This is a genomic window from Sphingobacterium sp. lm-10 (assembly GCF_023554555.1).
In the GTDB taxonomy this organism is placed as follows: Bacteria; Bacteroidota; Bacteroidia; order Sphingobacteriales; family Sphingobacteriaceae; genus Sphingobacterium.
Map to the genome: position 1 here is coordinate 1570998 of NZ_JAMJWC010000001.1, position 20884 is coordinate 1591881.

Here is a 20884-nt window from a genome sequence, read left to right on the forward strand (position 1 = left end):
ATACTACCTGTTATCGTATTTTTGTTTATAATTGCAGATGAAAAAACGTGAATATCACGTAACTACCTATCGCAAAGTTGTGAAATAATCATGTTAAAAATTTGCTGTTTTAGCTCAAAAAGGTTCAAAATCGTCTCACCCACGCAGTCTTGGATTGGCCTGTGTACTATTTTGCTCTATTTTTTTTTGAGCACAACACCTCTTTCTGCACAGATTTATTTCAACAATTTTCAAGTAGCCAGTGGATTGTCTAATAATGCGGTACTTTGCAGTGCTCAGGATCAAGACGGCTTCTTATGGTTTGGCACCCGACATGGGCTCAACCGCTTTGATGGTTATAATTTCAAAACCTACTATGCTAATCCCACCATTGAAACGGGCTTAGGAAGCAATTTCATTCACAGTCTATGTGTAGCTGATAATAAAGAAATCTGGGTAGGTACCGATCAGGGTTTATATATTTTCGATCCCTACAGACAAGCCTTTTCTTTGTTGCCCGAAACGCTAACAAAAGAGATTGTACAGATTCAGAAAGATCGTATTGGAGATATGTGGTTCATTGCCAACAACGAACTATTCCACTATAGCGTAAAACAGCGTAAACTAACGTGTAAAGTCAGTCATATGCGAGATCATGTTGCGCATTTTTGCATCGATCGACTCAACAAAATATGGTATGGCGCAGGAGCCAGCATTGTATCGTTGAGCGGACAGCAGCGCTACCCGCTGGAGTCCGACACTCGCTGGAATAATCGGATTGAAAAGCTGTACGTAGATGATCAGAATGAGATTTGGGCAGGCACCTCCAAACGTGGTGTTTTCCGCTGGTCCCAAGCTACAAGAAAGGCTGATCACCTGATTCCAAACTTGTTACCCAATACGCCTTTGTTTGTGCGTGATATCATAGAAGTGGATCAAGACCAGCTATGGATCGCTACAGAAATGGGCCTAGTAATTTATGATAAACAGCGTGGTAGCTATACTGTCCAAAATCACGAAAAAGATAATCCTTGGAGCCTAAGCGATAATGCCTTATACACCATCACCAAAGATCATCAGCAGGGAATCTGGGTCGGCACATTTTTCGGCGGGTTAAATTACTACCATCGACAGCACAACTTTTTTGAAAAGATTTTCCCGCGCTATTCCAGCAATTCTATCCAGGGACATGCCACCAGAGAGGTAGTAGAAGATGCATATCACAACATCTGGATTGGCACAGAAGATCAAGGGCTGACCTGCTGGTCGCCAAAACGAAATCATTTCCAAACCTTAGGTCCATCTTCTGGCCTTTCCCACACGAACATACATGGTTTAGCACTGGTCGGCGATAGTCTCTTAGTAGGCACTTTTTATAAAGGAATGGATGTGGTAGATGTACGTAGCAAACGTGTGATCAAATCTCTCACGATCGCCTCTACCGATGGAGCATTAGGAGATGATTTTGTATATTCTATTTATAAAACGCGCCAAGATGGCGTGTTACTCGCCACTTCCAAAGGATTGTATACGTTTACGCCCGGCAGTGATCGTATTCAATATGTACAACACGTGCCGCAACATGTCTTTTATACCTCCATTTTCGAAGACAATAAGGGATTCATCTGGCTCACGACGTGGCGAAATGGCATTATCAAGTTGGATCGTATAAATGGCAAGATCGAAAGGTACTGGCACGATCCAAAAGATAAAAATTCGCTCAATAGCAATCGTGCGAACCGAATATTTCAAGATCATGCCGGACAAATTTGGATTGGTACAGAGAGTGGCATCGCGCTATGGCGTGAAAAGGAAAACAATTTTGAGCGCATCACCACTAGAAATGGACTTCCCAGCAATCTTATCCTAGGTTTTGAGCAAGATGTCTTACATAACATGTGGATCAGCACGTCTCAAGGTTTGGTAAAAATGGAGTACAGCAAGCGTGGGATTGAAACATTCGACACAGAATTGGGCATTTTAGATCTTCAGTTTAATTACAACTCTGCATTTAAAGATTCTAATGGATACCTCTACTTCGGATCTACCAAAGGAATGATTCGCTTTAATCCGCAAGTGCTAAGCGCGCTGTATCGCACCAATATGGTGACCCCAATTTACATTACTGGGATACAATCTCATCAGCGGGAGCTGATAATTGGTGGGGCGCCCGGTGATCTTACCCGATCGATTACTTATGCCGACGCCATCACATTAGATCATGATGAATCTACATTAAGTATAGATTTTGCTGCGCTCAATTATGTATCTGCACAGTCTACTTCCTACCGCTATCGGCTGCTTGGCTTGGATTCGGCATGGACTTTTCTGCGTAAAAACAGCAAAGCTAACTTCACCAAGATACCGCCCGGGCGTTATACCTTTCAGGTTTTGGCCTGTGATGCCAATGGATTACCCATCTCGAAAGAGAAACAATTGCAAATCATAATTAGACCACCACTGTGGGCAAGTCTGCCCGCATTTGTATTTTATGGCATTTTTGTGCTCAGCATCATAAGCTTATCGATCTATTTTTATGATCGGCATGTGCGAGAGAAAAACAGACGACGGTTACAGACGATAAAGTCGCACAAAGAACGTGAATTGTACAAAGCCAAAATGGATTTTTTTATGCGTGTAACACACGAGATAAAGACGCCACTTACGCTGATTAAAGCACCATTGGAGAAGATCACTTCGGTAGAACATAATGATAAAACAAATAAATGGCTCCGAACGATCCAAATCAATACGGATAGGCTCATATCATTGACCGACCAGCTTCTGGATTTCCGAAAGGTCGAGAGTGACGAGGTATCTCTGCATTTGAAGAGGCAGCACCTGGCGCCGCTAGTGCAACTTTGCGTACAGGAATTTGAGCCGATTATAGAAAATAGATCCCTTCAAGTAACACTACAGATTCAAGACTCGCTAGAAGCATACATTGATGTAGAAGTCATTTATAAAATAATCAGTAATTTATTATCCAACGCGGTGAAATACGCCGATAAGCTAGTTATTATCAACCTAAAAGAGGATTTGAAAAAAGGCACATTTGTTTTGATGATGGAGAATGATGGTATTAAATTGCAAGCTTCGGACGTTTCCGAAATCTTTAAACCTTTCCATCGATCAAGCGTACATTATCACGTTAGCGGGTCTGGTTTAGGCCTAGCGCTGGCTTACTCTTTTGCTAAATTGCATAGTGGAACACTTTCCTACGAAGACAATGGTTCGAATCACAACATTTTTGTACTTCGTGTTCCTCTGGATTCTGCAAAGACAAATATACCGTGAAGCGAATAAAAAAGACCTCGCGGCAATTGCCATCGAGGTCTTAACAACAGGTAAAAATTAAACTATATCTTCTTCCGATTATCGTTGGAATCGGCATCAATCAACTTGTTATTCGGATCTACCCCAACCTCAAGCGGCTTACTACTTACCACGATTTGCATTTTATTTTTGATCTCATTGACCTTAATGCGCTTCGTATAAATCGGGTTGTCGACTTGGTGTGCGCCAGCTTTACTTGGTTCTCCAAAGATGGCGACATCAATGTAATCGCCCAATGGAAGCGAGCGTACCTCTTCGCCATCCACGTCCGCTTTTAGGCCAGTACTTACTATGTCCTCAAAACTTTTCTTCCCTTTGGCATCCGTGCGGTATTTCGATACTTGAAACTCAAGGTCGACCTGGTACTTGCCATTGGACAGCGCTTTGGAACTGACGTTCGTAATCTTATTATCGTAAAGCGTAATCGTTTCAAACATATCACGAATGGTATATCGAAGCGAATCAGGCACTCGCTCTCTCATAAGTTCAACAAACTCCAAGGAGGTGGTATATGGAGGATATTGAAAGGCAACCGCATCAATATAATCGCTCAACATCGCATTGAAGGGCTGCTCTCCCATCAAATCACTAAGTGCATACATGGCTAAAGACCCTTTGTTGTAATGAATGTAACCTTGATTTTCATTATACATAAGCGGATTTTCTCCCAACTGTTCGTTGGAGCGACCCTGCAGATAGCTATCAAGCGCTTCCTTAAGAAAGCGACGCATTTGATGCGTGCCATACGTATGTTCCAGTACTTTTAAGGAGCTATACTCTGCCAGGGATTCGGACATCATGGTCACCCCCTTCACCCGGGCTCCAATCACCTGATGTGCCCACCACTGATGTGCAAATTCATGTGCGATCACGCTATATGGATAGTCTATTCCGTTCGGATCGTCTTCGTCCACTTTAGCAATAAAGCCAATCGCTTCCGAGAACGGAACCGTATTGGCAAATGCTTGCGCAAAGGTGCCATGCGTCATTGGAAACTCGATTACCCGCAATTGAGTAAATTGATACGGGCTATAGTTGGCTTCGTAATATTCCAGTGATTTTTTCATGGAAGCCATCATGCGATCCAGGTTATAGGTGTGATCACGGTGATAGTAGATTTCCAGATTTACATCATTCAAAGAATCGCGCATCACCTCAAAACGTGCAGAGATCACGGAATAGAAATTCAGCATTTTATTGTCCATCTGGTAATGGAAATAACGCCGTCCGTCTTCTCCAGTCCATTCTTTTTGCAGGTATCCGGGTGCTATAGCAATCTGATCGGATGAAGTGCTTACCGTAGCCTCAAAATCGATCCAATCCGCATCGTGCGAGATATAATTATTGCCCAGCGCTTCCGTATTTGTCGGATCAGGCATCCTATCTTTTGGAGGAAGTCCGTATTTCGCTCTCACTTTATTGTCGGTCAGCTCCATTCCAGGATCGTAGGCAAATGTTGGAAACATGCTACTGTTGATAAACGTTCCATTGGCCAAGATTGGTGACTTATCCTTCAAAAATGTATTGGGCTTATTGGCAAAAGAAAAGGCCATCTCCATCGTGTCCAATGGCTGCAATGGTGTTGCCAATACATAGATTTTTATGTTTGCTACGGTATCATCTATTACCGTAGCGTTCTCAATGGAAAATCGTTCCGACGTAATATTATCGTCGTGCGACATAAATAAGGTGTCGATCGGCCTATCGGTACGATTTACATACACCATACGTAATGAAGCTTGGTAATTGCGCTCTTCAGGAAAGATATCCATATTCAGTTTCACGTCAATAAGACGTGGTGCAGGCATGTCACCATAATGATGGTATTTTTTCTCAATATCTACCAAGATTTTTTCACGATCCTGATCGGAATAATAGGGCTCCGCAATATTATTTTGATAATAAATGGCATATCCCAGCCCGACAAAGGCAATCGCGGCGAATGCTGTAGGTAGTATCAAGCCGAGTTTTACACGTTGGCTGAGTGTACTGAACCGACCTTTAAAACTTCCCATCAATCCTCGTCTCCAAAATAGCAGTGCAATGCCCGTGAGCACAACAGAAAACAAAAACCAATATAATCGATAGTAGAAGTAGGTACGCAAGCTGCCATAACTATTCATATCAGAATACTCATAGCTCGGGCCAGCATTAAACTTATAAATAGCTTGTTCTATCCCTATTCGGGATAGAAAAGGTAAACCAATAAAGATCGCCAAGCAAACAATAAATCCGACGAAGTAATTTTTGAAGAAAGAATGTATAAATAGACCAAAGAGAACGAAAACGAGGTACTTTGGCAGATCTAAAACAAACAATTCCATGAGGTAATGACCGATCTCAAAGTGGTAGAAACCATGGTAAATCTGATATCCAATTCCGGTAAGCATACTGGTCAGCAGAATCAACACTGTCATCTGCAGCAAAGCCAAAATCTTGGAGAAGTACAACACCCAATTGGGTACTGCGGTCGAATCTACAAGCAAATCCATCTTCGCCATGCGAGCCCGTTGGATCAGGATGCCGGAGAAAAGGAAGATCAGGATCACAATAAAAAAGCTATAAACTGATCCAATTGTAGATAACAGCTTCCAGGTTACTGGATACGTTTCTGTTCCCATCAAATTTCCGACAGATGCTGTTACGATAAGAACCATCAACACGGCAATTACCATAATAACGATAAAGGTCCAATTGCGCACAATGGCTTTCAAGTCGTAGAGTGAGATTCGAAAAGCCACACCTAAACGGCTCCAGAAATCATAAAACAATCTGACCTTTGGCAAATCAATCTTCATCACGCTGCCGAAGTTTTCCTTAATCACACGGTTACCATCTTTACGTCTGGCAAATTGATGACCTAAATGTGAAAAGCTAAAAGAACGGTAAACCAATACGCCGATTACAGCAGCTACGCCCAGCCAAATCAGCCTGTTGTATAGCATAACACCCGTGAATGGTAAATAACGGGTATTCTGCTCCGCTACACTCCAGTATTTGGTGTAATAACTTATTGGACTGAAGCCAAACGGGTCTAACAAAGCTACTAAGTATTGGTTTTCCATATTGCCTCCCAACATGCCCAACACCGTTTGCAATACAAAGAGTAACAGCACGAAGATAAAGCCGATATAGACGTTTCTGGCATAGTTGACTACCGCAAAAACCAGCAAACCAAACAACACCATATTAGGCACAATGATTACCAAGAATGCTTGGAAATACGCCAATACATCATTGGGACCCAACAACTCTTGATTCACATTTGGCATATATTGTGCAACGATAAAACCGAGAACACAAGCTACCGGAATGACTAGCGTAATGCATAAGCTACTTAAGAATTTAGCAGAAAGATAAGCGGGTTTCGTCAACGGATAAGAGAAAAGCACATGGTGCATTTGATACTGATAATCTCGGTACACCGATGCGCCAATAATGGTAGGCAGCAGAAAATAAACTAACGTAGAGAATGCATTAAGAAAACCAGCTACATTTACCGGTGAATTGACATATGTTGGGCTAGATGTGGTGACTGTTACCGCATCAAAGGCGCCCAAAGACGACATCGATGTAAATACCGACACCACAAAAAAGAGCACACAATACACGTAAAAAACGGGATTGCGAAGCCAACGCTTGATTTCGAAAGAAAAGATAGTACTAAACATGTTGGCTATCTCTTTTTAATGAAACAAAGTACACATCTTCCAAGATCGGCTCTGCGGAGGCGAACTGTTCGCCCGGACTTTGCTCATTGTATACTCTAATGTTGAGTGAGTTGTCTCTATTATAGCTGGACGAGATGACATTATATTGGCTGTTGACGGCGTCAAAAGCTTCCCGATCGATATTGTTTGTCCATATCTTACCGCGCAAATCATCTTCGCCAGCCTGTGAACTACCTCGGTATAGTACCTTTCCGCCATTTACGATAGCCAGTTCGTGGCACAATTCGCGCACATCATCGACGATATGTGTCGAAAAAATAACCGTATGATTGGTACCGATCTCACGAAGTACATTTAAGAAACGCTGTCTTTCTGCTGGATCAAGTCCCGCTGTAGGCTCATCGACGATAATCAATTTAGGATCATTCAGCAGAAGTTGAGCAATTCCAAAACGCTGCTTCATACCGCCGGAATACCCACTAACACTCTTGGATTTTACTTGATATAGGTTCGTGATCTCCAACACCTTCTGTACAATTTTCTTACGATCAACGCGACTACTGACTCCTTTTAAATGGGCAAAATAGTCTAATAAATCTTCTGCAGACATGTTGGGATACACGCCAAACTCCTGCGGAAGATAACCTAAAACACGGCGCAATTGCATAGGATCTTTCAATACATCTATATCGCCGAAAGATACTGTACCCTTATCTGGTCGCTGTAGTGTAGCTATGGTACGCATCAATGTAGATTTTCCAGCTCCATTAGGACCTAATAGTCCAAACATACCGGGTTTAATGTGCAAGTCGATCCCATCTAAGGCCTTCACGCCATTGTCATATGTTTTTGTCAGGTTATTAATCAATAGATCCATTCCGTTGGTTTTTTAGTATTAGTAGCTATATATAAACATTTGTTACAAAAAAAAGGAAGAACCTGTGGGGTTCTTCCTTTTACCGTATAATAGTGTATGCTATTTATTTTCTATAGTGTTTCATCGCCTCCGGAACCAATGATTCCAACTGGCTAATACGTCTTGCATCACTTGGGTGCGTACTCAAAAATTCTGGCTGAGACTGACCAGATTTAGCGTTTGCCATCCTGCTCCAAAATTGAACAGCTTCATTCGGATCGTATCCCGCCAAAGCCATGATAATGATTCCAGCACGGTCTGCAGCTAACTCATCCTGTCTGGAAAAGCGCAACATACCTAGATTTCCACCAATACCATATACTTGATTAAAGATGCCGACACTTCTATTTCTACTCAATTGTGCCGCACCACCTACGACTGCGCCACCTAACTGCAAAGCCATTTGGTTAGATATCTGTGCAACAGAGTGTTCTTCAATCGCGTGTGCAATTTCATGTCCCATCACCGTGGCCAAACCAGCTTCTGTAGCTGTTATTGGAAGAATACCAGTATAGACAGCCACTTTACCACCAGGCATACACCATGCATTTACATCTGGGCTTTCTACTAAATTAAACTCCCAATTGAAATTGAAATTATCTGCGATTCCTCTTTCCGTTAAAAACTGTTGTGTCGCTGTCGCTATACGATTACCCACGTTTTTTACCATGGTGGCTTGTGCTGTACCGGTAACTACTTTCGAGCTGTTACTCCCCAAGAACTCTTTGTATGCAACAGATGCCTGTTGATTAATGGTCTCCGAATCAACTAGTCTTAAATATCTGCGCCCCGTAATAGCAGACGTCGCACAACCAACCAACACGGCAGAAATCAAGGCCAGTGGTATATATTTTGTTATTTTTTTCATATTATATAGAACTGTGTTTAGTGATCAACGTATTTTACTTATTAGTAAAACACAAATGCTATGCCTAATTCAACCAGATCTGCGTCGGAAGAGATATATTTTTGATTCATGCCCCTTTAATAACCGTTCAATGTTCTTTTGGTGTGTGACCAAAATTAGAGCACATATAGCGATACCATATAGCAATATAGACGGAACGCTGGTTTTAAAAATAAAGGCAATACTAATCGGAAAGGTAAAACCAGCTAAAATAGAACTCAGTGATACGTAATGGGTTATGAGTAAAACAGCAATAAAAACAGTCACACAGATCAGCGCTGCATACAAATGAATAGCCAGTACCATACCAAAGAGTGTGGCTACACCTTTACCACCGCGAAAACCGGCAAAAATGGGGAATAGATGACCTATCACTGCGATAACTCCTAAAGCCAATTGAAAGTTAACAAATGTGGTGGCATTGGCATTTCCGATTACAGAAGAATCTAAGAGGTAAGGAAGATTAGTAGCTGTCCATCCTTTGAGGATGTCTACAAACATCACCACGGAACCTGCTTTAGCACCCAATACTCGAAAGGTGTTAGTAGCTCCGGCGTTACCACTCCCATACTCACGTACGTCCACCCCATAAAATGCCTTTCCGAACCAAACCGCCGTGGGTATTGAACCAAAAAGATAAGCCAATATGACGATGCCCGACAGATAAACAGAAATCATACTCCTAAATTTACTAAATTAATTTGGCTTTTAGACTCAAATCCAAACTCTTGACAGAATGCGTCAATGCGCCAACCGAAATAAAATCCACGCCGGCAAGTGCATACGCTCTGATCGTATCTAATGTAATCCCGCCGGAAGACTCTGTAATTAAACGACCATTGATCAATTTAACGGCTTCCTGCGTTTCTTCTGGGCTAAAGTTATCTAGCATTACGCGATCGACTTTGTCCTCCGCGCGCAGCACTTCGTTTAGCTCCTCTATGTTTCTCACCTCAATTTCTATAGGAATAGTCAATCCTTTCTCACTACGGTATTGAAACGCACGATCCAAGGCTGCTACGATGCCGCCAGCATAGTCCACGTGGTTGTCCTTTATGAGAATCATATCATATAGTCCAAAGCGGTGGTTGGTTCCTCCTCCGATTCGTACTGCTTCTTTCTCCAGAAAGCGGATCCCTGGCGTGGTCTTGCGCGTGTCTAACACTTGCGTAGTAGTTCCTTCTAACAGATCAATGTATTCCTGCGTACGACTCGCAATACCCGACATACGCTGAATCACATTTAAGAGTAATCTTTCTATTTTAAGAATGGAATGAATCTTCCCGCGCATGTAAAGAACGATATCTCCTACAGATACCTGGTCACCGTCGGAAAGCAATTTTTCGACCTCTATGGTACTGTCTATGTATTGAATGATTTCGATACCGACCTCTACTCCGGCTAATACTCCAGACTCCTTTACCAATAATTTAGCTTCGCCAGATTGATCTGTGGCAACAGTGGATAGTGTCGTATGATCGCCTTCACCTACATCCTCTAACATCGCCAACGCTACAAACTGATGTAGCCGTTCCCGAAAATTCCTATCCATATGACCTTGATAATTTAAGCGAAGATGGAAAAAATTTGGCTTAATCGAAAGCAATGCAGTAAAATTGTTGCCTTACTCGATACGTATTTCTCCGATGAGTATTTTATCGCCTTCCGTGGCGAAGCGCACAAACACTCTAAATGTTTGGGACGAGGTAATGAATTCGTAAGTTCTATAATTCTGCTTTCCGCTTTTAGTCGTCACAGGCACCTGTTTTACTTCGGTAGCACGAAAGGTTCGCAAAAACTCTTTGAGTACCATTTCCGATTGAAATTTGGAATAGTAACCTGTATCGTTTTTTAACGTCACGGATACGTGATCGGCAAAGTATGCGGCTATTCTTTTTGCATTACCCTCCTTCAGGCCCAGGTAGATTTCCTGTTCCATATCGCCAAGCACGTCGGTCATCATGAGCAACGCAAAAGGTATAAGGAGTAAAGATTTTAGTACCATTATTAGTCCTCCAATCCCCTAAGAAAAGTTGTTATCATTACGGCAGATAGATAATTTATGTTTAAACGCATATCAATTTTAGTGCCAAGCATATTAAGGCTTACAATTTACAGCTGATTGGCTCATTTTACTTTGATAAAAAGTATATTTGTACTAATGAGCTTGAACACTAAAAAGGTAGCCCTTTTAATCTTAGATGGATTAGGCTACGGTAAAAATGATGAATCTAACGCGGTCCTGGCTTCCAAAACGCCTTTCCTAGACCAATTATTTGCAACATATCCTCACTCCAAATTAGAAGCTTCTGGTGAAGCGGTAGGTTTACCTCACGGACAGATGGGAAACTCTGAAGTGGGCCATATGAACCTAGGTGCAGGTCGTGTGGTATACCAGGAATTGGGAAGAATAAACAAAGCTGTTCGCGATGGCGAATTCAATAGTGATCCCGTCATACAAAAGGCATTTGAAATAGCAAAATCAAATCATAAGAACGTACATTTTATCGGACTGCTTTCCGACGGTGGTGTGCATGCGCATATTGAACATTTAAAAGGATTATGTGACGCGGCACAGCATGCCGGTTTAACAAATGATCATGTTTTTATTCACGCCTTTACTGATGGTCGTGATACAGACCCAAATGGCGGCGTAGGCTACTTACAGGATTTACAGCAGCATTTAACGCATTCGGTAGGCACATTGGCCTCTGCCATTGGACGCTATTTTGCCATGGATAGAGACAATCGCTGGGAACGTGTAAAGAAAACCTACGACCTACTCGTACATGGAACTGGTACATTAACAAATAACCTGATCGATTCGATCAAGACATCCTATGCGGAAGGTGTAACCGATGAGTTTATAGAACCTTTGGTTGTTGCTGGTGCGGATGGCAAGCCCCTGACCACCATTCAGCCTGGCGATATTGTGATCTGTTTCAACTTCCGTACCGACCGTGGCCGTGAAATTACCATTGCATTAACACAGGAAGAATTTGTGGAGTACGATATGCGACCACTACCCCTACACTATGTGACGCTTACTTCTTACGATGATACTTTTAAAGGGGTGGAAGTGGTGTTTAGAAAGGACAACCTAACCAATACGCTCGGACAGATATTAGCGACAGAAGGTAAAACGCAAGTTCGTATCGCCGAGACAGAGAAATATCCACATGTTACTTTTTTCTTTTCTGGAGGCCAAGAAGATGCTTTTGCTAATGAAAGTCGTTTACTTGTTCCTTCTCCGAAAGTAGCAACATACGACTTGCAGCCAGAGATGAGTGCACACGGAATTGTCGATGCTATTACAAAGGATATGGACGAAAATCAACCGGATTTCATCTGTTTGAACTTTGCTAACCCGGATATGGTAGGCCATACAGGTGTATTTGATGCCGTGGTAAAAGCCGTAGAAACCGTTGATCACTGCACGCAGCAGGTCGTGGAGAAAGGATTGACGCATGGGTACTCTTTCATCATCCTAGCAGACCACGGAAATTCTGAATTTATGCTTAACGCGGATGGATCTGTTAATACGGCACACACAACAAACCTGGTTCCATGTATATTGATTGATGAGGATTACAAATCGGTTAAAGATGGCAAACTAGGTGATGTGGCTCCAACAGTATTGCGCTTATTAGATTTACCTATTCCTGAGGAAATGACCGGCAATGTATTGGTATAATAGTAAATCTTTGACTAAAAAATCTATGCTTTCCACAGGCCTTGCTCTGGTATGCAGTATATTGCTAATTAGCAGCTGCAGCAAATCGGACAATGGCAATACGCCGACTCATAATAAGTCTGGTTATTATGCCGTTCACTCTTTCTTTCAGAAAGAAGTAGATAGCTTGCAGCAGAACAATCCAACCGTACGTAAGACTGTAGGTAAAGGTAGTGAGGAGGAAACCAAAACCATACATATCAAAAATTGGAAGGCAGAGTTAGGTGCTTTCCTTTCCATTGACCTGTCAAAACCTGCTTACGAAGGCATGTATAAAGTGGATAGCACAGCGCAAAAAATCACGTATACAGCATTATCAGAAGATGTAGATGTGCAATCTATGTCTGTATCCTTCGATCAACTAGGACAAGTAGAATCTATTGTTATGGTAAGAAATGAGAACAACTTCTTATATCAAAATAAGGAACAATTATCTTATCTGCGCGGCAGAGAGTATACGATGTCTAAAGAACAACACATCTTGCTTCTAGGCACTAATCGATACCATATCGTCGGTAGTTTTATCGCGAAGTAAGCATACCTACAAGAATAGATAAAAACCCAAACCATTCTCTTCGTCTTTATACTGAAAGGACGAAGAGAATGGTTTTTTTAATGATACGAAAGCAGCGAAACAACATGCGTACTAAAACGGTCCAATCGTCCACTGGCCTGCAAAAAAGCCAGGTTGATTAGAAAGCAAAAACCAGCTACTTCCCCACCCACTTTTTCAATAAGCTTGGAGGCCGCTACCACCGTGCCGCCAGTAGCCAAGAGATCATCGTGGATCAATATCCGCGCACCTGGAGCTATGGCATCTTCATGGATTTCTATGGTGGCCTGTCCATATTCCAGCTTATACGATTCCGAAACCGTTTTGTGTGGTAGCTTCCCTTGTTTACGAATGGGCACAAAAGGTTTGTTCAGGTGATTGGCCAGCATGAGACCAAATAAAAAGCCGCGGCTCTCGATGCCAGCAATCACATCAAATTCTAAATGTGCTAGCTGTTTGGCAAACTCGGCCACCACTTCACTACATACATCCGCATGCTGTAAAATCGGCGTAATATCTTTGAATACTATTCCCGGCTGAGGGAAGTTCGGCACATCACGTACCAGGGATTTCAATTTTTCTTCAAGCATCTATTGTTGGAAATCTAAATAGGCCTCAATTTTAACAAAAAAATCTGTATCCAGCACAAGTATTTTACGCATATCATCTACCGATTGATAAGCACCGTGCTGATTTCTGTAGTTCACCACACGCTCTGCCTGTTTTTTAGATATGTAAGGATGCCGTTGCATTTCATCTGCACTCCAATGATTGATCTGAATTTTACGAAGCCTTGGCGATTCCAGATAAAGCTGTTTAAGCCATCCTTCAAGACGTTCCTCCGGTAATCCATATACCTCACGTAGCTGCTCCAGCTGATGAAAACCTCCTAGCAACTCCCGATAGCGCACGATGCGTGCTGCGTAAACACTACCGATCCCGCGAAGCATCTTCCAATCGGTCGTATCTGCAAGATTAACTTCAATCCGCACCGAAGTGTCAACTCCAGAAGCGGGGTAGACAGCACGTACCGATTTGCGTGATAGTGGTAAAACGAATTGATCGCGACTGATTTTATTCCTTTCGTGCTTACCTGAGGGGATCCTAATAAAAGGAGCGATCCTACGGTACAAAACATCGTCGATTACGTACATTTTCTGTACATCTCCTTTTTCGCGAAAAGTACCCCCTCGCTCCTCATAGCGATGTATTACAGCAATTTGCTTTGCAGACAGACCCATTTTTGCCCATTCCGATGATGGCAACCGATTGGGGTTAAATGGTTGTATTGACTGAATTTCGTTCGGAATATTTGCCGTCGCATTTTCAGGAATTAAGTTGGGGTGAGAAGACGGAAATACCTGCAGCTTATACTCGGGAATAGGATCTTTGGGGAGCAAAGACCAGATACTGGGTACGAGGACAAGTCCTAAAATGAAAATAGTGAACACTAAAAAGCCGTTGCGCTCTTTGTAGGTGAGATTAAAAAAATCTTGCAAACGTTTCATTTCAGGTCAGATTTGGTGAACCCCAATTGCCTGATTGGCAATTTATATGCTTAAATTTGGGATAAATTTTTAACGTACACAACACATGCACATCGTCAAGGCTCCATTTCTACTCCGCAGCCTGTATCCGGAAGCTACCTGGAACAGATCACGTAAGGAAAAGAAAATTTACCTGACCTTTGATGATGGCCCAATTCCTGAAGTTACTCCTTGGATTTTGGACACGCTAAAAGACCATCAAGTGAAAGCTACCTTTTTTTGTGTAGGTGAAAATGTACAGAAAAATGGGAGTATCCTGCAAAGGCTGATGCAAGAAGGACATGCTGTAGGCAATCATACTATGCAGCACCTGAGAGGCTGGGACACTCCGCACGATATCTATTTGGAAAATGTGGAGGCATGTCAAAAACTAATCGATACGCAGCTGTTTCGTCCACCCTATGGCAGAGCGAAAAAATCTCAATTAAAAGCTTTAAAAGAAAAGTACGAAATCGTGATGTGGGATGTGCTGACAGGAGATTATGATCCTAAAATTAGCCCTGAACAGTGTCTTAAAAATGCTATAAAATACACGAAAAATGGAAGCATCATCGTGTTTCATGATAACGTCAAATCATTCAAAAACGTGCAATACGCCTTACCCCGAATGATAGAATATCTACAAAAAAAGGGGTATGAGTTCTCTCTGTTATAAATTATCTTCCGTCGTCATCTCCTGGTAATTAGAAAAGTCGAATCGAAATTCTTCTGCACTACTTACGCTGAAATAACCCAATGCTCCGTTAGAAATATTAGAGGTAGGATTTGCCGGTGCTGCGGATCCAGGATTCGTCGACTGAATTTCGTTCCAGTATCGGAAAACCGATGCACTAATGCTTTGCCTGCGGATAAGCACTTGTGAAGTCATCTCAATATCGTTATCCACGCTTCCAATCTGGTGTGTTACATATAAGCCATCATTAAACTTATCGCTAAACGCCGCAAAAAACTTCATAGGTCGGTCATCTACAGAGACATTGTACTTGTAGTAATTATCAATGCCTGCGGGATCCTGGAAGCGTAAAGTGGCAAAATAATAGGTATCACCAAATATATTTTCGCGTAGCATACCTACAGAGTCTACTCCTACTCGCATAGGCATAGTTTCTGTGGCTTCATACAGCTCCCCGTCTACCGTCACGCGAAGGCTATAGGTATTATTTTCACGGACAGAAAATGCGCGGTTAACATAGCCTCTATGTTCATCAGAATAGGTAAATAAAATCGAATTACCTTGTGGTCTCGTCACGCGAACTTCTGCATTCTCTACTACCTCATTTGGTCTTGTATCGTTGAAAGGTACCGTACGCGATACGTAAATCACCTGTGTAGTACTGAGATTATTTAGATCTGCTTCGATAACGATGCGTGGGTCGGCATCATTGAGGTTGATATCGATTAATTCTTCGCAAGACGAAAAGAATTGACATAAAACCAGAACAAGGGTACCTATATATAATCTTTTCATGGGACTAAAACTTAAAATTCCAGGTTACAGAAGGAATTGCTCCGAATAACGCAATCTTGTAGGCCTCGGTCACATTTGGGTTTACTTCACTATCTCTAAAATCGATGATGTAAGCGTTGCGCCGATTGTAGGCGTTGTATACACCAAATGCCCAACTAGATTGAAAACGTTTCTTCTGAGGTGTGGGTTCGTAAACCACTGATAGATCCAGACGATGATAATCGGGCATACGATAGCCGTTGCGTTCGGTATAATAAAACATGGTGTTGCCGTCTACTTGATATTTTCCAGATGGAAAAGTAATGGCATTTCCGGTGTTATAGACAAAGGTAGCGCCGGCGGTCCAGCGTTTGGAAAGCTCATACATAGCCACAATAGAAATATCATGTGTACGATCTTGTCGCGCGTTGAACCAATTGCCCTCATTGATCTGGTCAAACTGACGCTCACTTTTAGCCAAGGTATAACTCACCCAACCATTCAGCCTACCACTATTTTTTCGCAAAAGCCATTCCACTCCATAAGACCGCCCTTTTCCGAATAACAACTCGCCTTCCAGTTGATTGTTGGCTTGCAGATCGGCTCCATTCCGGAAATCGATCTGATTCTGCATATCCTTATAATAGATTTCGGTAGAAAACTCATAGCCATTGTTCGCAAAGTTTTGGAAATAGCCGAGCGACACCTGATCAGCAATCTGCGGTTTTATATTCCTACTACTAATCACGTACTGATCTGTCGGCAAACTCGAAGTAGTATTCGTGAGCTGATGCAAATGTTGTACAATGCGATTATAACTTCCTTTGATACTATTGTTGCGATTGAGTAAATAGCTCATGGAAAGGCGTGGTTCAAGATTTAGATAGTTTTTCACAATCTCGCGCCCATCATATCGTTGCTGACCGATCGCTTCACCATCACTATCAAAATCGTAAAAAGTGCCTGGGCCCATCACCATAAAGTTAGTAAGTCTCAGCCCATAAATCATGGAAAAACGATCTGTCACATTCCACTCATCCGAAGCGTAAATGGCAGACTCTACCCCCTGTCGGGTATCCACTGATATCGAATTGACCGTTGTATTCGCGGCAGCGCTAAGACTAGCAGGGCTAATACGTTGATTCAACACATTTAAGCCAAAGCGAAACGAGTGATTATTGATACCATAATACGTAAAATCCTGTTTCAGATTCCAGTTTTGAATTTGAGAAGCGATTCCAAAATCATTGTCATTGCTGTTAACCCGCACATTATAGGTAAAATCACTATAAATTAAGGAAGTATTACTAAAAAGCTTGTCATTTAGAATACTATTCCAACGTAAAGTAGCTGTCGCATTGCCCCAATCAAAACTAAACAGATCAGAATAACCCAAATCATCTTTCCCAAAATAGCCAGATAGATACAAGGTGTTTCGGTCGTTAATCTTGTAATTCATCTTTGCATTCAGATCATAGAAGTAAAGCTTACTTTGGTTAACATTTTCGTCGTTAGACAATTTCAAAAACAGATCGGCATAGGTTCTACGTCCACTCACCATGAAAGAACTTTTATCTTTGATAATGGGACCGTCAATTTTTACGCGAGAGGCGATTAAACCCACACCACCTTCTACACCAAATTCTTTCTGGTTTCCATCTAGCATATTGATATCGAGTACCGAAGATATACGGCCTCCATACTGCGCTGGAATCCCTCCTTTAAAAAGGTTTACATCTTTTATAGCATCTGAATTAAAGGTGGAGAAAAAGCCTAATAAATGAGCCGCATTATACACGATAGCTTCATCTAGCAGGATCAGGTTCTGATCTGCTCCGCCACCACGCACAAAGAAATTGGAAGAGCCTTCGTTGCCTGTAGCTACTCCCGGCAATAACTGGATGGTTTTGAGTATATCTTGCTCACCAAAAATTACCGGGATCTTTTTGATCTCTTCCGTCGTGATTTTCACAGCACCCATTTGTGGACTTTTCACCTGATTGCCCCTGGAAGAAGCAGAGACTACAATTTCTTCAATCTCCTTATCTTGATGGGTGATTTCAAAACTGCGCTGCACATCCTGCTCTAACACGATGCTAGTGGAGAAAGTGGTATAGCCTACAAAAGATATTTCTACCTGATGTGTGCCCGCTGGCACCTGTACTGAAAAGAACCCGTAACTGTTGGTACTAGCAGAAATCTGTAGGTCAGGCAGCTTGATCATGGCACCAATCATCGTTTCGCCAGAGCGAGCATCTTTTACAAAACCGCTGAGTGTTACACGATTTTGAGCCTGAGCTACATCAATAAATATCAATAAGGTATATAGCGCAAAGAATATCCGAAGCATCATTAAAAATTAATTGTGCGATTATTGCACTTCTCCATCAAGAAAAACCTGATTAAAGAAGGCAAACTGGAAATCGAGTGATTTATTTACATACGCCCAATCATGCCTCCCGGGCATACTTTGATAATGGTGCGGTATGTTGAGATCGGTCATTTTTTCGTGCAGACGTTGATTTACTCCGTAAAAGAAATCATCGCGACCGCAATCAATATAAATAGGCAAAGACGTACCCCCCACCAAATGAAGCATTTCCATAATGGTATGCGTTTTCCAGCGCTCTGGATTTTCTGCATAGTTCCCCAGCCGCTTAGCCATGTCCCAATTATTTGGGAACGGACGAATATCTACCCCTCCGGCAATACTCCCGACAGCACCATACACGTCCTGGTGTCTCAACGCAAGATACAAAGCCCCGTGGCCTCCCATGCTAAAGCCCGTAATGGCACGATAACGCGCGTCGTTTTGCGCAGGATAGTGCTCGGTAATATATTGAACCAATTCTTTAGAAACAAAGGTTTCGTATTGAAAGTTGGTATCGCCTTCAATATCCCAATACCAGGAACCATGCCCTCCGTCTGGACACACAACAATCATTTGATAGTGATCTACCATTTCCTGAAGCCGCATCACGCGCTGAACATAATCATGATATTTACCGCCGAAACCATGTAATAGATACAAAGTGGGCATTTTGTCTTTAGCAGTCTTTATCGTAGGTTGCACAACGACTGTTTTTATGCTTTTTTGCATGCTATTGCTAAACACGTCGACCGTGTCGACTTGTGCGCCCAGCAATTGTTGACACAACAGCAGGAAACACACCAGCATATAGGAAAGTTTCATTAGTTAATGAGTTGATACTGGTAAAGGTACGAATCCAAACCTAATGGTCGCTCACTAATTGTATAAAAACTTCGGCTATTACGATCAAAGGCGATTGCTTCTCCTTGCGGTTCTGGAGCATAGGGAATTTCTGTATATGCCTTTTGCAGTGCAGATATTACGGATTGCGATGGGTCGCGGCGCCAGTGATAAATATTGGTAAGATTTCGGATTAAGATATCTTGTCCATTGGGAGATATATCAGCAGCGGTGACAAAGAACAGAGGTAGCTCTGCTTCCTTTTTTAATAGGTAGGGCTTGTTAGATCCAGCGTAATGAGCATCCTGTAGAAAGTTCGCACTATACACATGCACATGGAAATCTCTTTTGGAGATCAGAATCAATTGATTGGTAAGCGGATCAACAAAGAAGGCTTCCGCATCTCTAGGACCATCTGGGTAGACTGCAGAAAAGGAAGATACCTGAGTAATCTGCTCCTTAAGATCTCCCTTTTGCCATACTGGCTCTGGAAATAAATGAAATACAACCTGCTTCCTTTTACCCCTATTGTCGCCAATATCTCCGACTACCAAATGGTATTTTCCATCCTTCACCACCCAAGCTATTTCCTCAAAATCTCTAGCGGAAACCCCTTCGAGGCCGTAGGTACACAATAAATTAGCAACAGAATCGATTAAATAGATATTCGCCTCATCGCCACTGTCATTATGCACCCAAAAACAATGCGGATTAGCAACCGAAGGCACCATGCCCGAAAGTTCTTGCAGGGCTGGATGCCTCACCTTACCCAAGGTTTGGCGAATAGAATCTGGATGCACTTGTGCATGCATCAAAGAGACAGAAAATCCAATTAAGCTTAGGATAAGACAAAGTCTCCAATGTATGCGGCTCATGCGTATAGTAGTCACAGCAATATGAATAATAAAATCAATTTAGTTCGACGCAAATGCGGCAATTAGCTGTGGGCGGAATGATGTATCTTTTTCTGAGATTTCGAAAGACTTCCGGTAGGTATCTAACACAGCAAACACTTCCGCTTCAGCCCCTAACTCATTTTCCAGAAACAGTTTGAAGCTGTACGTTGCCTGCTTATCTGTTCCAAGGTCTATAGCTTCATTATTAGAGGAGAAAACAAGTGGCGCTACGACACTAGCCGTCATCTTACCCGTATCTTTCAGATCGAATAAGTCTTGTAGTGCCTGCACAAAATGATCTGAAGATGCTCCGAGAGAAGAAAACCGGATAGCACCTGGTACAAAACCATTCTCTTGATCCGGTTCTCCGGAAGCGGTCACTCCAGCAGCAATCTTTTTCAGCACTTCGATTTTCAGTCCAACAGTATCTTCTCTGAAAATAGATTTTGCGGTGTAGATGATGGTGGAGTCTGTTTGCTCTTCACCAACAATATTTAGGAAAAACCTAAATTTAGCGGCTTTCTCGTCATTTACAAACGGGCGACTGTCCATCACCTGATCAGTGTTAGCAGATTCCGTGCTGTCACTTCCTTGTTGTTTTGGAGACTGGCAACCTACCAATGCACCCAACAACGCAATCATACCGAGTATAGCATATCTTTTTTTCATGGTCTTTAGTTTTGATCGT

The 20884-nt window shown here is 42.3% G+C and carries 17 protein-coding genes; 4 read left to right on the forward strand and 13 right to left on the reverse strand.

Annotated features, from left to right (window positions below):
* The first annotated feature begins 186 nt into the window (after positions 1-186).
* Positions 187-3276, forward strand: a complete 3090-nt coding sequence (locus M8998_RS06280) for a ligand-binding sensor domain-containing protein (protein WP_249991438.1) — start codon at positions 187-189, stop codon at positions 3274-3276.
* 62 nt (positions 3277-3338) lie between these two features.
* Here the strand turns inward: M8998_RS06280 and M8998_RS06285 are convergent, their stop codons facing one another.
* The 6 genes from M8998_RS06285 to M8998_RS06310 all read right to left on the reverse strand — a co-directional run bounded on the left by M8998_RS06285 (position 3339) and on the right by M8998_RS06310 (position 10772).
* The gene (locus M8998_RS06285) at positions 3339-6986 is read right to left on the reverse strand and encodes an ABC transporter permease/M1 family aminopeptidase (RefSeq protein WP_249991440.1); all 3648 of its coding nucleotides are present in this window, start codon (positions 6984-6986) and stop codon (positions 3339-3341) included.
* Positions 6979-7863: an ABC transporter ATP-binding protein gene (locus M8998_RS06290; RefSeq protein WP_249991442.1), complete on the reverse strand. Its 885-nt coding sequence runs from the start codon at positions 7861-7863 to the stop codon at positions 6979-6981. The genes M8998_RS06285 and M8998_RS06290 overlap by 8 nt, the downstream gene beginning before the upstream one ends.
* Before the next feature lie 103 nt (positions 7864-7966).
* Positions 7967-8770 (reverse strand): M48 family metallopeptidase, encoded by an 804-nt coding sequence (locus tag M8998_RS06295; protein ID WP_249991445.1) that lies wholly within the window; start codon positions 8768-8770, stop codon positions 7967-7969.
* Positions 8771-8839: 69 nt separating this feature from the next.
* Complete coding sequence (gene plsY / locus M8998_RS06300) at positions 8840-9487, reverse strand: glycerol-3-phosphate 1-O-acyltransferase PlsY (RefSeq protein ID WP_249991447.1); 648 nt, start codon at positions 9485-9487, stop codon at positions 8840-8842.
* 13 nt (positions 9488-9500) lie between these two features.
* Entirely contained in the window at positions 9501-10361 is an 861-nt protein-coding gene (gene nadC, locus M8998_RS06305; protein WP_249991449.1) for a carboxylating nicotinate-nucleotide diphosphorylase, read from the reverse strand.
* 72 nt (positions 10362-10433) lie between these two features.
* Entirely contained in the window at positions 10434-10772 is a 339-nt protein-coding gene (locus tag M8998_RS06310; protein ID WP_249991451.1) for a DUF4783 domain-containing protein, read from the reverse strand.
* A 198-nt stretch (positions 10773-10970) separates the two neighbouring features.
* Here M8998_RS06310 and gpmI point away from each other — a divergent pair, with 198 nt between their 5' ends.
* Together gpmI and M8998_RS06320 are read left to right on the forward strand one after the other, a co-directional pair.
* The gene (gene gpmI, locus M8998_RS06315; RefSeq protein ID WP_249991453.1) at positions 10971-12503 is read left to right on the forward strand and encodes a 2,3-bisphosphoglycerate-independent phosphoglycerate mutase; all 1533 of its coding nucleotides are present in this window, start codon (positions 10971-10973) and stop codon (positions 12501-12503) included.
* A 10-nt stretch (positions 12504-12513) separates the two neighbouring features.
* Positions 12514-13077, forward strand: a complete 564-nt coding sequence (locus M8998_RS06320) for a hypothetical protein (protein WP_249991455.1) — start codon at positions 12514-12516, stop codon at positions 13075-13077.
* Positions 13078-13154: 77 nt separating this feature from the next.
* Here the strand turns inward: M8998_RS06320 and M8998_RS06325 are convergent, their stop codons facing one another.
* Together M8998_RS06325 and M8998_RS06330 are read right to left on the reverse strand one after the other, a co-directional pair.
* A complete protein-coding gene (locus M8998_RS06325; RefSeq protein WP_249991457.1) occupies positions 13155-13685 on the reverse strand; it encodes an adenine phosphoribosyltransferase in 531 nt (176 codons plus the stop codon).
* On the reverse strand, positions 13686-14603 hold the full coding sequence (locus M8998_RS06330; protein WP_249991459.1) for a ComEA family DNA-binding protein: 918 nt from the start codon (positions 14601-14603) through the stop codon (positions 13686-13688).
* An 85-nt stretch (positions 14604-14688) separates the two neighbouring features.
* On the opposite strand from M8998_RS06330, the gene M8998_RS06335 reads away from it, so the two are divergent.
* The gene (locus M8998_RS06335) at positions 14689-15297 is read left to right on the forward strand and encodes a polysaccharide deacetylase family protein (protein ID WP_249991461.1); all 609 of its coding nucleotides are present in this window, start codon (positions 14689-14691) and stop codon (positions 15295-15297) included.
* Here M8998_RS06335 and M8998_RS06340 read toward each other — a convergent pair.
* From M8998_RS06340 to M8998_RS06360, 5 genes are read right to left on the reverse strand one after another with little or no spacing between them, the layout of a single operon-like run.
* A complete protein-coding gene (locus M8998_RS06340) occupies positions 15292-16110 on the reverse strand; it encodes a DUF4249 domain-containing protein (protein WP_249991463.1) in 819 nt (272 codons plus the stop codon). The genes M8998_RS06335 and M8998_RS06340 overlap by 6 nt on opposite strands.
* Positions 16111-16114: 4 nt before the next feature.
* Complete coding sequence (locus tag M8998_RS06345; protein WP_249991464.1) at positions 16115-18442, reverse strand: TonB-dependent receptor; 2328 nt, start codon at positions 18440-18442, stop codon at positions 16115-16117.
* 18 nt (positions 18443-18460) lie between these two features.
* Positions 18461-19282, reverse strand: a complete 822-nt coding sequence (locus M8998_RS06350; RefSeq protein ID WP_249991465.1) for an alpha/beta hydrolase — start codon at positions 19280-19282, stop codon at positions 18461-18463.
* Positions 19282-20175, reverse strand: coding sequence for a hypothetical protein (locus M8998_RS06355; protein ID WP_249991466.1), 894 nt, complete (start codon positions 20173-20175; stop codon positions 19282-19284). Before M8998_RS06355 ends, M8998_RS06350 begins: the two co-directional genes overlap by 1 nt.
* A gap of 39 nt (positions 20176-20214) precedes the next feature.
* Positions 20215-20865, reverse strand: coding sequence for a hypothetical protein (locus tag M8998_RS06360; RefSeq protein ID WP_249991468.1), 651 nt, complete (start codon positions 20863-20865; stop codon positions 20215-20217).
* Between the last annotated feature and the right edge of the window lie 19 nt (positions 20866-20884).